The 15,442-nt window shown below is 56.3% G+C and carries 16 protein-coding genes and 1 tRNA gene; 8 read left to right on the top strand and 9 right to left on the bottom strand.

What is annotated here, in order from left to right; genetic code table 11:
• Positions 1-100: 100 nt before the first annotated feature.
• From QP884_RS05655 to secA2, 5 genes are all read right to left on the bottom strand, one after another.
• Entirely contained in the window at positions 101-664 is a 564-nt protein-coding gene (locus QP884_RS05655) for a MerR family transcriptional regulator (protein WP_284821200.1), read from the bottom strand.
• A 146-nt stretch (positions 665-810) separates the two neighbouring features.
• Positions 811-1,404, bottom strand: a complete 594-nt coding sequence (locus QP884_RS05650; RefSeq protein ID WP_239235380.1) for a bifunctional nuclease family protein — start codon at positions 1,402-1,404, stop codon at positions 811-813.
• A 38-nt stretch (positions 1,405-1,442) separates the two neighbouring features.
• The gene (ftsR, locus tag QP884_RS05645) at positions 1,443-2,189 is read right to left on the bottom strand and encodes a transcriptional regulator FtsR (RefSeq protein WP_284821198.1); all 747 of its coding nucleotides are present in this window, start codon (positions 2,187-2,189) and stop codon (positions 1,443-1,445) included.
• A 98-nt stretch (positions 2,190-2,287) separates the two neighbouring features.
• On the bottom strand, positions 2,288-2,722 hold the full coding sequence (gene odhI, locus QP884_RS05640) for an oxoglutarate dehydrogenase inhibitor Odhl (RefSeq protein WP_005324732.1): 435 nt from the start codon (positions 2,720-2,722) through the stop codon (positions 2,288-2,290).
• A gap of 85 nt (positions 2,723-2,807) precedes the next feature.
• Entirely contained in the window at positions 2,808-5,099 is a 2,292-nt protein-coding gene (secA2, locus tag QP884_RS05635) for an accessory Sec system translocase SecA2 (RefSeq protein ID WP_284821197.1), read from the bottom strand.
• An 87-nt stretch (positions 5,100-5,186) separates the two neighbouring features.
• Here secA2 and QP884_RS05630 point away from each other — a divergent pair, with 87 nt between their 5' ends.
• The 3 genes from QP884_RS05630 to QP884_RS05620 all read left to right on the top strand — a co-directional run bounded on the left by QP884_RS05630 (position 5,187) and on the right by QP884_RS05620 (position 6,878).
• A complete protein-coding gene (locus tag QP884_RS05630; protein WP_284821196.1) occupies positions 5,187-6,344 on the top strand; it encodes an alpha/beta hydrolase family protein in 1,158 nt (385 codons plus the stop codon).
• Positions 6,344-6,733: a YchJ family protein gene (locus QP884_RS05625; RefSeq protein WP_284821194.1), complete on the top strand. Its 390-nt coding sequence runs from the start codon at positions 6,344-6,346 to the stop codon at positions 6,731-6,733. Before QP884_RS05630 ends, QP884_RS05625 begins: the two co-directional genes overlap by 1 nt.
• Before the next feature lie 71 nt (positions 6,734-6,804).
• Positions 6,805-6,878, top strand: a tRNA-Pro gene (locus tag QP884_RS05620).
• Positions 6,879-6,928: 50 nt separating this feature from the next.
• On the opposite strand, the gene QP884_RS05615 is transcribed toward QP884_RS05620, so the two are convergent.
• Complete coding sequence (locus QP884_RS05615; RefSeq protein WP_204609135.1) at positions 6,929-7,501, bottom strand: cadmium resistance transporter; 573 nt, start codon at positions 7,499-7,501, stop codon at positions 6,929-6,931.
• A gap of 91 nt (positions 7,502-7,592) precedes the next feature.
• Between QP884_RS05615 and QP884_RS05610 the strand changes: the two genes are divergently transcribed.
• The 4 genes from QP884_RS05610 to QP884_RS05595 are packed head-to-tail and all read left to right on the top strand — an operon-like array spanning position 7,593 to position 11,093.
• A complete protein-coding gene (locus tag QP884_RS05610) occupies positions 7,593-8,516 on the top strand; it encodes an ABC transporter ATP-binding protein (RefSeq protein ID WP_284821192.1) in 924 nt (307 codons plus the stop codon).
• Between the two features lie 39 nt (positions 8,517-8,555).
• Positions 8,556-9,347, top strand: a complete 792-nt coding sequence (locus tag QP884_RS05605; protein ID WP_284821191.1) for an ABC transporter permease — start codon at positions 8,556-8,558, stop codon at positions 9,345-9,347.
• Positions 9,347-10,492, top strand: a complete 1,146-nt coding sequence (locus QP884_RS05600; protein ID WP_284821297.1) for a histidine kinase — start codon at positions 9,347-9,349, stop codon at positions 10,490-10,492. The genes QP884_RS05605 and QP884_RS05600 overlap by 1 nt, the downstream gene beginning before the upstream one ends.
• On the top strand, positions 10,485-11,093 hold the full coding sequence (locus QP884_RS05595; protein ID WP_284821190.1) for a response regulator transcription factor: 609 nt from the start codon (positions 10,485-10,487) through the stop codon (positions 11,091-11,093). The genes QP884_RS05600 and QP884_RS05595 overlap by 8 nt, the downstream gene beginning before the upstream one ends.
• Before the next feature lie 43 nt (positions 11,094-11,136).
• Here QP884_RS05595 and QP884_RS05590 read toward each other — a convergent pair whose 3' ends face one another.
• A complete protein-coding gene (locus QP884_RS05590) occupies positions 11,137-12,519 on the bottom strand; it encodes a TetR/AcrR family transcriptional regulator (RefSeq protein ID WP_284821188.1) in 1,383 nt (460 codons plus the stop codon).
• A 203-nt stretch (positions 12,520-12,722) separates the two neighbouring features.
• Positions 12,723-12,896: an antitoxin gene (locus QP884_RS05585; RefSeq protein ID WP_284821186.1), complete on the bottom strand. Its 174-nt coding sequence runs from the start codon at positions 12,894-12,896 to the stop codon at positions 12,723-12,725.
• A gap of 335 nt (positions 12,897-13,231) precedes the next feature.
• Here QP884_RS05585 and QP884_RS05580 point away from each other — a divergent pair, with 335 nt between their 5' ends.
• On the top strand, positions 13,232-14,491 hold the full coding sequence (locus QP884_RS05580) for a site-specific DNA-methyltransferase (RefSeq protein ID WP_284821173.1): 1,260 nt from the start codon (positions 13,232-13,234) through the stop codon (positions 14,489-14,491).
• On the opposite strand, the gene QP884_RS05575 is transcribed toward QP884_RS05580, so the two are convergent.
• A complete protein-coding gene (locus QP884_RS05575) occupies positions 14,488-15,405 on the bottom strand; it encodes an alpha/beta hydrolase family esterase (protein ID WP_284821171.1) in 918 nt (305 codons plus the stop codon). The two genes, QP884_RS05580 and QP884_RS05575, sit on opposite strands and share 4 nt — an antisense overlap.
• Between the last annotated feature and the right edge of the window lie 37 nt (positions 15,406-15,442).

The following is a 15,442-nucleotide window of genomic DNA, read 5'->3' as shown; positions in this document are numbered from 1 at the left end:
AAAGAACTGTCTTGCATTGTGTTCTCGTGGCGATAGAGATCAAAAATCCACCCTTCTTCCCCGTGAGCTGGGAAGGAGGGTGGATTCTGTGTGGACGAGCTTAGGAACTCTTGCGCTTGCGGCGAGCAGCCAACTCGTCGAGGCCGACCACGTTGTCCTCGGCGAAGTCTTCGATGCGCTCCGAAGGGAAGGAAGAAATGGTGCCGGACAGTTCCTTCAAGATACCCGGAACTGCAATACCGAAGACGCCTTGGCCGCCGGCGAGCAAGTCAATGACCTCATCGTTGGAACGGCATTCATAAACGGTAGTGCCGTCGGAGACGAGGGTCAGCTCTGCTAGGTCATTCACACCCCGATCCCGTAGGGACTCAACTGCCAAACGGATATTTTGCAGAGAGATGCCGGTATCCAACAGGCGCTTCACAATCTTGAGCACCAGTACATCCTTAAAGGAGTACAGGCGCTGGGAGCCGGAGCCGCGTGCCGTGCGGATGGAAGGGTTAACCAGGTTGGTGCGTGCCCAATAGTCAAGCTGGCGGTAGGTGATGCCGGCAACTTGGCAAGCGATGGGAACGCGGTAGCCTACCTCTTCGTCGGGTCCGACGTCAAAAAGCGATTCCTGCACGTAGGTGGATGCGGACTGGGTGTCCTCGTTAATGCTCACGTAATTACTCCAATGGGGTTTGTTGGAAGTTCTAAAGATCAATTAAAAGCCAAGCGCATACGCCCGTCAAGCGCTGCTTGCTCAACTGTCAAGTACAACTTTAGACTTCTCAAACCCCATTGTCACCATTAGTCACACGCGTGTCATTAACTTTTTTCGTCATCATCCCCTGAAAGAAAATCCTTTTCCTCCATGCCCAAAGACCTCATCATGGCTTCAAAATCTGCATCTGCCTGGGCATTTCCCGACGCCGAGGTCGAGGAATCATTGTTTTCTCTGGTCTGCACATCATCGCCGGTGCCGGGGGTGGAAATTTCCAGGTCGAAGTACTCTTTCACATCCGCATCGCTGGCATATACGGATACCTGGGCAAGGAGATCTGCTTCGGCTGAAATAGGGACGTTGAAATATGCGGATACAGCAAGTGCGTCACTTAACCGAGAGTCATAAACCTCGCCGTTCGGAGCCTTAATATCTACCATGAAGGTTCCTTGGTGGTAGTTGGCAATTTCAATGGCCTCTACCCCGCCAGTGCCCTCTAGTACCTCGCAGATAAGATCGTGCGAGGTGGGACGGTTTGGCTGGTGGCCGTCTAAGACTGCGGCCAGTTGCATGCCTTCAATCGGGGAGATCCACACGGGGATCAACCGGTTCTCTTCCGGCCAGCGCAGCACAGCGCACACATCGTCTTCGGGGCCTACCTGGTGGATACCGTGAAACTCTAGGGATACATCGCTCATAACAACCACTCTCCCACAAAGACGGGAGCACGTGTGTATTAGGAGTGGTATTCGTCGCGCAGATCCGACTTCACCAGAGTTGCGTGCAAGGAGACCACTAGAGCAGTCATTTGCTGGGAGATTTCCTCCGCCTTCTGATGCGCAGTATCAGAATTTGAGTGCGCCACGGGAGCTGTCGCCTGGGAGATCAAATCAGCCTGACGGCGGGCGTTATTGCGTAGGGACTTGAGTTCACGGGCGCCAAAACCAAATGCCTTAAGCGCCACTGCGGCAGAGGCAATGGCTACGTCGTCGGTATTGAAAAAGCCTGCGGCATCCGGGCGGATGAGGCCATATTTAACCAGGGATGCTACATCATCTTCGGTGGCACTAGCTTGGGTAGCTACCTCTACATCGGTCAGGCGGGTGACCACAGGAGCCTTAAACTGCTGCGGCGAGAGCAGGGTTTCCGCATTTCCTGCGGAAACAATGGCGGTCACCTGGCCGGAATCCATGGCTTCTAGCTGCTCACGGATAACCTTCAGCGGCGTATAGTTATCGCGCTGAGTGGTGAGAATATACCGCAGTCGATCTACGTCTTCTTGGGTGAAGCGGCGGTAGCCCGAGGCCGTGCGCTGTGGACTTATGAGCCCTTCAGATTCGAGGAAGCGGATCTTGGACACTGTGACGTCTGGGAATTGCTGATTCAGCGTTTCCAAAACCACGCCAATGGACATGGTCTTTGGCTTCTTAGCTTTAGGGCTGGTGCGGCGTACTGCTGCTGCCGAAGAATCTGCTGCGCTCACTGTGTCTATCTCTTAGGGGTACTGAAAGTTCTTATCGTGCCATAAGTAGACTACACCGCCCCTCCTGGTAAGGAAGCGCGGCTAGTCTACGTAAAAAATTAGCTCTGGTTAGCGATGAAAACCAAGCGGAACTTGCCAATCTGGATTTCGTCTCCCACCTCGAGCACCTGGGAGTTACGGGGCTCGCGGTTCACGTAGGTTCCGTTCAGGGATCCCACATCAACTACCTCAAACTTGCCGTCATCATTCTTGCGAAACTCCGCGTGGCGGCGGGACACCGTAACGTCATCGAGGAAGATATCTGCCTCGGGGTGGCGGCCGGCGGTAGTAGTCGCCTGATCCAGCAAGAAGCGGGCACCCGCGTTCGGGCCACGCTTGACCACGAGGAGAGCCTGACCTTCCGCCAGGTTGTCGGTGCCGGCAGCGGTAGCATCATTGCCATTCGCGCCGTTTTCCATCTCCTTGAGCAGGTCTGCGCGGAATACAGATGTGGTCTCTACCTGTGGTTCCGGGGTTCCGGTGTTCTCGCTCATTGTTACCTCCGGGGATTAGTTACGAGTTACTTATAACAATACTAGCGACTCATGTGAGTCCATGACCCCTTCGCGGGGAATTATTTCACCGGAAAATATTTCCGATGCCGCTCAGCACGGAATTTCCCTTGCCCGCAAGGGGGTTATCGGACACCATGTAGGTCCATGTAGCACTCGGACGCGCGAGGCCGGCGTCATCGAGGTGCGCCCCAGTGGCGTCGATAAGCACTGTGCGGAAAGTCTCCACAGACTTGTCGACGGCCCTCTGAGCCAAGTCCTTAAACTCCCTCACCGCAATGCGGTGGTACTCGTCGATTGGCGTCTCCCGTGCGATGGCGCGCAGGTGGATCGACTCGCGCACATCGTCCATTAGCTCCAAGTGGTCGGCCCAGGCCAAGTCCAAGTGATAGAGCATGATCTCGCGCGCGGCCTTGATGCGGGCTTCCTCAGGAACCTCTGTGAGCTCTGCTGCGCGCTCCGGGGCACGCTCGGATAGTTCCTGCCAGGCTTGATCAGTATCCAACAGCTTGGCTCGGCGCTCATCAATAATGATGCGCTGATCGGCTAGGAGCTGGTTGTACTTCCAGGTCTGGGCATGAATTTCGAGTAGTTGCCCCTCGGTCACACGCTGGCAGTGTGCCACGAAATCACTTACTCGCTTGGATTCAATGCGCCCGTCTTCTGCTGGTTGGGCACGCACTGTCTCGCCGTCGCCGCCTTGCTGGACCACATCGTCTTCAAGGGAGACGAAGAATAAGGACAGGCCCGGATCACCTTGCCGGCCTGCACGGCCGCGCAACTGGTTGTCCAAGCGGGCTGTGCGGTGGCGGGAGGTACCGATAACCGCCAAGCCACCCAGTTCCGCTACTGCATCGTGGTCAACTTCGTGAGCACCGCCCAGCTTAATATCGGTGCCGCGCCCGGCCATCTGGGTAGAGACGGTGACGCGTCCAATATCGCCGGCCTCGGCGACGATCTCTGCCTCCTGCTCATCATTTTTGGCGTTGAGCACATTGACTTTAATGCCCCGCTCGCGGAGAGCATCCGCCAGATCTTCCGACTCAGCGACATCCTGAGTGCCCACGAGGATCGGTTGCCCCGTAGCGTGAATGGTGGCAATTTCCTCCACGATGGCGGCGGATTTATCATCGACGGTCGCAAAAATGCGGTCTTGCTCATCAAAGCGCTGCAGCGGCTTATTGCGGTCGATCACGGATACATGAAGATCATAGAACTGCCGCAGCTGATCGGTCGCCTCCACCGCGGTACCAGTCATGCCGCACACGAGTGGGTAACGCCGCATAAGTTCTTGCAGCGTGATGGTGTCGAGGATGCGCCCGCCTTCGGAAACCTCTAGGCCTTCCTTAGCTTCTACTGCCGCTTGGAGCCCGTCGGGCCAGCGTTGTAGGTCGGCAACGCGGCCCCGGGAGGCGTCGATAAGCTGCAGCTTGCCATCGACCACGATGTAGTGGATGTCCCGGATAAGCAGGGCCTTGGCATGCAGGGCGAGGTTGACCTTCACCAAGATGGTGCCGATATTCTCCTCCGAATAGAGCGAATCAATGCCCAATTCCTGCTCCACGCGGCGGGCACCGTTCTCGGTCAGCTGAACGGTGCGGCCGTCCTCAGAGATGGAGTAATCCAGCTTCTCGCGCAGACGGGAAACCACATTGGTGATGTGCCCGGTGGGTGCTTCACCTGGCCGATTACCGGCCAGCACTAGGGGCACAAGGGCCTCATCCACTAGGACGGAATCGGCTTCATCCACGAGGGCAACGTCGCCGGCGGCCTGCACCGTGTGGGAGCGATCGGTGATTTGATTATCGCGGAGCAGATCAAAGCCCAGCTCGTTGACCGGTGCGTAGATAATATCCTGCGCATAGGCAGCGCGGCGCTCGTCCGGTGTCATGCCCTCCGTCACCGAGGCAACGCTTAAGCCAAAGAACTCCACGACAGGGCGCATCCATTCGGCGTCGCGGGCGGCGAGATAGTTATTGACGGTGACAACGTGGACGCGTTTGCCAGTCAACGCGAAACCTGTAGCCGCCATGGCGCCCACCAAAGTCTTGCCTTCGCCGGTTGCCATCTGGATGACGTCTCCGGTGAGCAGGCGCAGGACTGCCTGGGATTGCACGTTGAAGGGATTCATGCCCAGGGTGCGCTCGCACGCTACTGCTAAGGCCGCGAGGAACTGCGCCTTATCGGCGATCTCGCCGCCTTTCACGGCATCGCGTGCGGCTTGGGCTACAGCTGTGTCGTCCTGCTGGCCCAATGCCTGAGCCGCTTCATCGGCTGAACCCACGATGGCCTTGGATTTCTTATCGTTACGCTCGCTTTGCGAGCCCATTGCCTTCCAGAACCAATCGAACGCGCCCATACCTCATCCTCCTTATTTGGATTGCTCCTATCGACTGTAGTCAACCTGGTATGGCATGCGGGTAAGAGGCCCGTTATTCTAGTTCTCATGCAATCCGTCAACGTTAAGCTGCCTTCGAGCCGGGGTACCGAGATGGCCGGAACCATCGACTTCCCGGATTCTCCCCCGATCGCCTATGCCATCTTTGCCCATTGCTTCGCCGGCTCCCGCCACACTCCCGGCGCCGCCCGCACTGCGAAGCAGCTCACTGAGTTCGGCATCGCCACTTTGCGTTTCGATTTCCCCGGCCTTGGCCAGTCCGCCGGTGAATTTGGCGATACTACTTTTAGCCAGAATGTTGACGATATCCATGCCGCTGCCGCCTGGCTAACGGAGAACTACTCTGCCCCACAATTGCTCATGGGCCACTCGTTAGGTGGCGCCGCTGCGTTGAAGGCGGCCACCACCATGAAGTCGCTCAAGGCGGTAGCCACCATTGGCGCTCCCTTTGATCCTGCCCACTCCGTGCTGCACTACGCGGACAAGATCGGCGAGGTCGATGCCAACGGCGAGGTGGAAGTCATCCTCGGCGGCCGCGGTCTTATCATTTCCCGCAAGTTCCTCGAGGACTTGGCGGATACTAATCCCGAGGAATACCTGCCCAAGCTCCGCAAGCCACTGATGGTATTGCACTCACCCATTGACCAGACGGTGGGCATTGACAATGCGCAAAATATCTTCCTGCTCACGCGCTACCCCAAGTCCTTGGTTTCTTTGGACAAGACCGATCATCTGCTCACCAAGCAGGGCACGGCCGCCCGCGCTGCGGATCTCATCGGTGCATGGGCCGAACAGTTTATCGTTCCTGACTACCGGCCAGAAGAAGTGGGCACCGACGCCGCCATTGCGCAACCGGCCACCGGCACCAAATTCGGCGTGGTCGTCCGCCACAATGACCACAGCCTCAGCGCCGACCGCACGAAGAAGAATGGCGGCAAGGGTAAGGGCTTTACCGCCGAGGGTCTTATTATGTCCGCGCTGGCTACGGCCGCGACCCAAGCAATCAAGGATGCCGGCAAGAAGCTTGCGCTTGACGACGTCCACGTGAGCATCACCCAAACCGGCCCCGCCAGCTTCGAGCGCCGCATCGAGCTTAAAGGGAACCTGTCTGCATCAGAAGAATCCACGCTGCGCTCTGCAGCGAAGGACACCGACGTTGAACGCATGCTCGGCAACGTCACCATCGTGGACGTGGACGCGCACTAATGGCTGCCTTCGAGTCCTCACGCCGCTGCCCGTGCGGCACCGGCCTGACCTACGGAGAGTGCTGCGGCAAGTACCATGCCGGCACCAATGCCCCCACCGCGGAGGCGCTCATGCGCTCGCGCTTTAGCGCGTTCGTTACTGGCGACGAAGACTATCTGCTCCGTACGTGGGATCCCGATACTCGCCCTGCAACCCTTGACTTGACTGATTCCCCCGTCCGGTTTTATCGCCTCGATATCCTGGACACCCAAGCAGGCGGATTGCTCGATAGTTCCGGCGTAGTGGAGTTTGAGGCCTTTTATAAAGGCGCGGCCGTTGGCTCACAACGCGAGCGGTCGTCCTTTCGCCGCGTGGGCGGTGCCTGGGTGTACTCCAGCGGCGAGTTTTAGCGCAGGTTACACCCCAAATTTCACAGTAGAATCCTACTGATGTAATCTAGACAGGTCGCACAGTTCGACGGCGGGCTATGGCGCAGTTTGGTAGCGCACTACACTGGGGGTGTAGGGGTCGCAGGTTCAAATCCTGTTAGCCCGACAAAGAGTTCAGCCGGCACCTTCACGGTGCCGGCTTTTTCTATTCTGCGTTTACACCGCAAGCAAGATCGCGATTCCCAGCAGAATGAGCACCGCTGGAAACAGCACGCTTTCCCACTTTTCCAGTGCTTCTGCAATGCCCGGCCGCGTGGCTACAAACCGCGCTGCCCACACTAAGGGCGCCACGAGGATTACGAAGACCACGCAATAAGTCGCAACCTCAGCCGGCGTAGAGGTGGTAAACACTGGTACATAGACGCCGATATTGTCGCCACCGTTAGCAAAGGTCACCCCGGCTACCGCAAGTGCGCTCAGCCTCTTACCCGAAACATCCTCATCGTCATCCTCACCCCGGAATGCTTGCCACGCTGCCCATAGGCCTAGAAGCAATGGAATGAGGCCAAAGTAGCGAATCAATTCCTCAGGTAATACGGCATTGAAGCCCAATCCGACAATGGCCGAGGCCGCTAGTATGCCGAGAAAACCCACATACTGACCTAGCAGAATCGCGGGCGTCGTGCCCTTGCGTCCAGCACCACGGGCGAAGAAGAGGGACAACACCACAATGTCATCGATGTTGGTGGCCACGAATAGTCCAGCGGCTGCTGCGAGAGTAGTAAGCACTCTCCTACCTTATCGCGCCATGACACTTGTCATGAAAATGTAATGACAGGGCCTATACATCATTCTTGCTGGCTACGGATACTTTCCAGGTATGAGCACTTTAAGCCCATCTACTGCACAGCCGCCAGCCATCGACGTATCCGGAGTAAGCAAATCCTTTGCTAGTAAATCCTCCAGACCTATCCGTGCGCTCAGCGATATTTCCTTCAACATCGCCCAAGGCGAGATCGTAGGCCTACTAGGCACCAATGGAGCAGGTAAAACCACCCTATTTGATCTCATCCTCGGGCTCACCACACCCACCTCCGGCAACATATCCGTGCTCGGACACACACCGCACGCTGCGATCCGTGCAGCGCAGATTGGAGCCGTGCTGCAAACCGGCGGCCTGCTACCCGAGCTCACAGTCCAGGACACCCTAAAGATGATTTCCTCTACCTTTCCCCATCCCCTTCCCATCGGAGAAGTTGCCAAACAAGCAGACCTAGACCGGATCCTGCACCGCCCAGTAGGAAAATGCTCTGGTGGCGAGCAACAACGTGTGCGATTCGCCCTCGCTATTTTGGGCAATCCCCAAATCCTATTGCTCGATGAGCCAACAGCTGGCATGGATGCTCAAGCGCGCCACGAGTTCTGGTCCACCATGCACAGACAAGCAGACCAGGGACGCACCATTGTCTTCGCTACGCACTACCTCGAAGAGGCAGACAATTTTGCAGAAAGGATAATTCTCCTACACGAAGGAAAGCTGCGAGCCGATGCAAAGGCCACAGAACTGCGCGAACAGTCGGGCAAGCGCATAGTCGAGGCGAAGTTCGACGGCACACTTTTAAATGCGAAAGAGCTACCCACCGTCGCCGAGATTTCCTTGTCTGGCGGCTACGCCCGGATGACCACTAGTGACTCCGATGTACTTGCGAAATTCCTTCTCAACCACACCTCAGCCCATGACCTGACTATTCGGAAACACTCCTTAGAGGACGCATTTCTTGCTTTGACAGCATCCCAGTCCTAACCCGTCACTCCGTTGGCCACTTCGTGAAAGGAACATGCCATGACCACACAAGCTGCAACGACCAGTGCGCGCACTCTCCGGTTTGCCACTCACAACCTGCTGCGCCTTCGTCGCAACCTTACTCCGCTGTTTTTCAGCACCATCTTGCCGGTATTTTTCTACCTTCTCTTTGGCACCATGATGGATTTTGGCGATACCTCCTTTAAGGGAGGAAACTTCGCCGCCTTAGAGATGATCAGCATGGCTCTTTACGGCGGCGTGGCAGGTTCCGTGTCTGCCGCTGGCTCCGCCGTGACCGCTGCGAAGACTGGGTGGGCGCGCCAATTAGCACTTACTCCCCTACACGCACGGCAGATTCTGTGGGCAAACCTCATATCAATCGGCTTTCAGGCACTGCTCCCCATAACCGCGGTGTTTATCACCGGTGCCATGACACAAGCTGCAATGCAACCACACCAATGGGTTTTAGCCTTTATCGCCTGCGTCCTAGTTTCCATTCCCTTTGGCTTTTATGGCTTGGTGTGGGCCATGGCTTTGCCCACCGACAATTCTGTCGCAATCGCCTCGACCTCCGTTGTCCTCTTCCTCTTTGCCGCCAATGTATTCACTCCACTTACCGAGCCGCTGATGGAATTGGGCCGCTTCACTCCCCTCTTTGGCCCGGTCGTACTCGCCCAGTGGCCGCTTGCAGAAGGCATGCAGTTTCTCAATGGGGAGGAAGGCACCGTGTCGCACCCCATGTGGGCCGCATGGTTAAACTTCGCGGTATGGACGACCATCTTTCTCACCGCTTGCCAGGTCCTGCGCTCTCGCGACAAGGCGCGCCGCTAATGGGCCCCTTTCGCGAACCGTGGCGCGGTTTTAGCCTCAATAGCGCGCTTTTCGCCAGCGTATGGTTGGTCTTCCTCATACCCGGGTTGATGATGACCTTTGCCGCGCCGGGCACGACGCTCACTGAACGAATTGGGGCTTCTGCGTGCGTTTTAGCGTTTAGTGCTGTCTACTTCTTTTCTTTTGGCGCAGTGGGCTACTACCCACGCGGATGGCGGTTAGGACAGCGGATCGGGCTTTACTGGGTGTCACTCGCGGCCATCGCAGCGACATCAATTGGTTTCTTCGGGATAATAGCCGTCACGTATGTGCCTTACCTTGCGGCGCTGCTCGGCTTTAACCTTCCGCTACGCCGAGCATTAGCGCTTACCCTGCTAATGGGGACCGTGCTCGCCACCACCACGTGGTTCTTCGCTCCTAAAAGCACCGGCTGGGCCCTGATAATCCTCTTCGCCTGGCCGATACTACTAGTGCTGTTAGGTACATTTTCCCAGCGCGAAGATAGCCGCGCTGAATTGGAACATGAATTGGACTTGGCACGCCAACGCGAGGACATCGCTACCGATGTTCACGATCTCTTGGGCCACTCTTTAACTGTTATCAACCTCAAATCAGAGCTTGCCCGCCGTCTAGTAGATTCGGATCCGCAACGGGCGCAGCAGGAGCTCCAGGAGGTGAGCGCGCTTTCTCGGAAAGGCTTGGCGGAAGTCCGCTCCACAGTAACCCGGATGCGCATGCCCACTTTTGAAGGGGAAATCCACGCGGCTCACAGGGCTCTCGACACTGCCGGCATTGTGTCGTACTTGCCCTCTGCGGCCAATAGCGCTGGGCTTTACGACGCCGAATTTTCCTGGGCTCTGCGCGAGCTGATCACAAACGTGGTCCGCCACTCGGGTGCAGCGCACTGTTGGGTCCAGGTGACAGGCCACCAACTCCAAGTGGTGGACGATGGCTGCGGGTTTGACGCTGACGAAAGTCTTTCTCGTGCCCACGGTGGGATTGCCGGTTTGCGCAAACGTACAACAGATGCTGGCGGACAGCTGCTCTTTGCGCGCCGCAATGGCTGCACTTTAGCCTTGGTTACTATGAATGGCGACACGGATTTTCTTCCTCTTACTACCGCCGGAGGCTCGGGCAATGACTAACTCCATCCGAGTTCTCATTGCTGAGGACCAATCATTGGTGCGTGGGGCGCTAGTTGCCCTCTTGGACGCAGAGCCAGATATCAGCGTTGTGGCTGAGTGCGCAACGGGCGAGGAGGTTGCGGGGCTCGTCGCCAATCATGGCGTCGACGTTGCGCTACTTGATATCGAAATGCCCGGTAAAAGCGGTCTTGATGCGGCCGCTGAGCTTGAGGGCACGGGTTGCCGCAGCCTGATTGTCACGACCTTTGGGCGCAGTGGCTACGTCAAACGTGCTTTGGAAACGGGCGTAGCTGGCTTCGTAGTCAAGGACACCCCACCCGAACAACTTGCCGAAGCCATTAGGCGAGTGCACGCCGGTCTAAAGCTCATTGACCCTGCACTGGCCCAAGAGACAATTTTCACGCCCGACAATCCACTAACCGCACGCGAAAAGGAGGTCACACGTCATGTTTTGGAGGGCAGCGACACCCGCCAGATTGCCGGGCAACTTCACCTGAGCACTGGCACAGTGCGCAATATTGTCTCGTCCCTTATCGCCAAGACAGGAACTGGGAACCGCTTTGAGGCAGCAACCACAGCGCAGGCACAAGGGTGGATATAGAAAAAGGGGTGCCCGTTGCGGGCCCCCTTTAATGCTTGGCTTCCTATTCTGGCTTTTTTAGCTCGAGGACATTGACCATGCCCTGAAGAACCACGTCCATCACCTTGGAAGCTAGGTTGAAGTAGAAATTAGCCGAGTGGTAACGCAGGGCTCCTACGGTACTCAGCTGCGAGAGACCGTGGATGGAAGCCCACAGCGCCGCAATTTGGGTAAAGAGAATCCATGGCGATCGTGGCCCATTCGACTCAGAAATAGCATCGCGCACCAGATTCATGATGAAGGTAAAGGCCTTACCCATATCAAATGGTTGCTCAGTATCGCCGGGCTCATCGAAAGAGACGGGGACAATCGAGCGGCTTGATACCTCAATGAGGGCGACAAAGCCGACGGGGTCTTCCAGCGCAAACTCCAAATATCCGAAGCCGGTTGCCTTAATATAAGCCAACCCGTGGGATCCTTCCGGCACGGCCTGGTTCTGGCGCATGATCGCTAGCGTATTAGCTTCATCCAAAGACTCTTCCAAAGAACGCAGCAGGTGAGAATTACCATCGAAAAGATGCTCCGCATCTGCCAAATCTACGCCTGCTCGTGCAGCAGCAGAGCCGAGATGCAAGCTAGGAAGACCGTTATAGGCAATCTCTTCGGCCGCACCACGGAAGATAGCTGCACGCTTTTCCTCAGCCGTAGTCTTTGGCATGTCCTTGGCTGCTGTAGTAAACGGTTCCGCTGGCTCTCCAACGAGTGCTAGCGGTTCAAAGGGCGCAATCTTCCCGTCACGCAGGCTATCTTCCAGCCCAGAGAATAAAGTCTCAATGCAAGCATTGAAGGTCTGCTTCTTCGCCGTGGGCGAGAGGTGACGCATAATGCCGAACGTGGCCAAGTGGGTAATACCCTGCAGCTCAGACAGGAAAGTAAGGGCTTGGATCACTACCAAGCGGTGATCAAAATCGCCGCGTGCTGCAATGGCGGCTTCCCGCATGTGCTCAAGCATCCAGCGGAAGGTGGGCGGGAAGGCATCAAAGCTTTTCCCCTCCTCGATTCCATCCTCAAAGTTGGGAAAGCTCGTTGCCGTCTCGCAGTTGTTATAGGCGGAGAAGTAAGTGGGGTTTTCAACAGCCCAGTTGAAGTAGACCTTGGCAGACTCGCGAAGTTTCTGAATCGCGGTCGCGTCACCCGGCAATTTATCGAGTGCCTCGAAAGACGCTACTCGGAGACGCTCATCCAAGAACCGGCTGGTCTGAATGTAAAGATCGTGGTCATCTTCAAAGAAAGACTTAGCTTCATCGACTGGAACCGCGATCTTCTCCGCCACAGCACAAACCTTTAAGGCGTCGCGCCCACCCTTAGCTAGGATCCGGGCACCCTGCTCCAGCAACCGCTGCTTAGTGGAGCCCGCATGGGAAACGGTGCCTTCAAGATTGTTCACAAATATAATCCTAGCGATTTCATGCAAAATTGCTTGGGATACGTTCACTTTTAAGTCGAGCCACCCACAAAAAGGTGGGAGCACCAACGTAGACCTTTGCCAGCTTTGTGCGGCTGGTCTTCATATAGCTTTGGCCCCCTGCCCTTGCGGGCCGGGGGCCAAAATAGAAAGTAGGCATTCGCCCTTTAAACGGGCGAGGCTATTTACTCGTTACCGAGCTTATCGTCAGCTGCGTCACGAGCCTTGTCGATCTGATCTGCCTTGTCCTCGCCTAGCTTGCCCTTAGCTGCGTCAGCAGCCTTGTCCAAGCCCTTGTCGGTGAGCTCTTCGCCCTTGTCAGAGTTCAGTGCGTCCTTTGCCTTATCGAAGATACCCATGAGGTTATCCTTTCTTCTCGTTCTAGGTTTATCTAAAAGCTGCCGTGTCCGGCAACACACCCCAACGTACCGACACTTGAGTCAACATGCCACCGAAAAGTCTGTTAGGCCACTAGACCAAATAAGTTTTACTGCCGGGTAGCAAGGTTGCACTAAGGGGTATCCAGACTCCCCCGCAGCCTATCGAATGTCCGATAGGGCCTGCTACTTTAGCTCCGCCCTAGCGAGGTATAAGAAAATCAGGGTCCGACATTTAGCTTAAGGCGAATTTTCCTCAGTCTTGCAAATGATAGCGTTAGACGGTATCGACGATTTACCAACAAAGGCTTCGCACCATGGCTTCAACTACCCCAGCGCCACCGTCCACTTCGGAAACGGCCACGGAATTCTTTGGCTTAGTATGGCCGGGCAAAGAGGCTGCCCGAGCAGCCGCCAGCGCGCCGCTGACGCAGTGTTTCACGCGTGATTCTGCGCTCAGCACAGCCTGCGACACGGACAACGCGATTATTGCGGCAGATAATCTTCCGGTTCTGCAAGGGCTTGCCAACCGCGGGGAACTCTTTGACGTCATCTATATCGACCCGCCTTATAATACCGGCAAAGACTTTGTCTACCGCGATAACTATCGTTTACGCCGCCAAATGCGTTCCGGAAGCTATGCAGAATGGCACTCGCAATGGCTGTCGATGATGCTTCCCCGACTCATCTTGGCCCGAGACGTACTTTCCGCACAAGGTTTCATTTTTGTCTCCATTGGAGAAGACGAAGTGGCCAATACGCGCAAGGTACTCGATGAAGTTTTTGGAGAGGAGTGCTTTGCCGGCCAATTGATTTGGAAGAAGGCAGGAACCGGCAAGAATGATTCTAAGTACGCAGTGGTAGAGCACGAATATATTCTGTGCTACGCCCGTACTCCTGATAATCCTGGATTCAATGTCGATCTCCAAGGCCATACCTCCACCAAATACAACCATGAGGATGACAAGGGGAAGTACTCCTTGGTGCGTTTGGACTCTAAGACCCTTGGGTACCTTCCCTCCCTCGACTTCCCTATCACCGGGCCCGATGGCAAAGAATATTGGCCGGACCAGCCGGTGGGAAAAGAAAAAGTCGCCCGTTGGCGCTGGGGCCGAGATAAGGTTGAACAGCGCTTCGATGAGCTCGTCTTCCGGCGAGGTTTTGTCTATACCAAGAACTATCAGAAGGTGGGAGCGCGCCCACGCTCCATCTTGGACGGCGAGCGCTTTGGGGTGACCCGCACTGGCAGGCGCGATGCTGAAAACGTCATGGGGATAGAGGGCGTTTTCGAGTTTCCCAAACCGGTGCGCTTAATTAAGCACCTCATTTCCATTGCGGGTGGAAAGGATGCGCGCGTCCTTGACTTTTTTGCGGGCTCCGGCACCACTGCACAGGCGGTAGTGGAACTCAATAACGACGATGGGGGCGCTCGGTCTTTTCACCTTGTGCAAATTCCAGAGCCAACCTCCCCGCGTAGCGCGGCTCATCGCGCGGGCTTTTCTACCATTGCAGATATTTGCATTGAAAGGGTGCGCAAGGTTCCAGGCGCATCCTTTCAGGTCTATAGACAAGACTAAGTCTGTGCGGTACCGGACGGGCGACCGGGAATGCCGAAGAAGTCTAGGACGCGATCGGTAGCGAAGAATTTACCTACTTCATTGTGCGCATCTGCTGTACCACCAGGCCATACGTGTGAGCCTCCGGCGATACGGATATGTTCAAGCGGTGCGGTACAGCCGCTCCACTTCATATCGAGTGCATTGTTGACCAGGCGGGTCGTATCGACATTGGTAGAGCAACCATTGCGTTTACGGTCTTGTTCCAGCACGGATTCCACAGAATAGTACTTGGTCTTATGGCGCGTTCCACCGTAGTAGCCCACCACGGGGTCCACGGTGCCGTGCATATCCAATCGGCCCACGGGTGAATGAGCACAGTCTTTAAGAATATCTTTGTAGTAGGCAGCGGAAACTGTAGCCACAGACTTAAAAACATCGGGCATCTGACAGGCCAGGTAGGCGGCAAACCCGCCGCCGTTTGACATGCCGGTAGCAAAGATTCGGGAGTCATCTACCCGGTACGTTGCTCGAACGGCATCAATGATGTCGCGAACAAATTTTTTATCTTCTGCCGTTGACGTCTTGGCATAAGGAGCAGGGCTCCATGCCTTCTTTTTGCCTTCCGCGAAAACGGTGATGGCATCAGCGGCATCGAGGCGGGAATAGCCGCGGAGATTTTCGGCAGATTGTCCCCAGCCTGGAAAGGCCAGGACGATGGGCCACTTTTTATCCCCCGTGTAGTCCTTAGGCACGCTGAGGATGAAGGAACGGCCCGAGGGAAGATTAACGGTGGTATAGCTCCCTGGCTCGGGTCCGCTCAGCGGTGCGGAGGTTGGAATCCCTAGGTTTTTCGTCTCAGTTGGGACTGCTGGGGGCGCGGAGTCGGGCGAATCGGCCGAACATGATGCGCCGGCAACCGCAAGGAAACTCACTGCTACCGCACCAACCAGGGTCCGTAGCGACCTCGCG

This window comes from Corynebacterium tuberculostearicum, from assembly GCF_030229345.1.
Lineage (GTDB): Bacteria > Actinomycetota > Actinomycetes > Mycobacteriales > Mycobacteriaceae > Corynebacterium > Corynebacterium tuberculostearicum_G.
The sequence above is the reverse complement of the archived record's forward strand: the minus strand, read 5'-3'. Positions and strand labels throughout refer to the sequence as shown.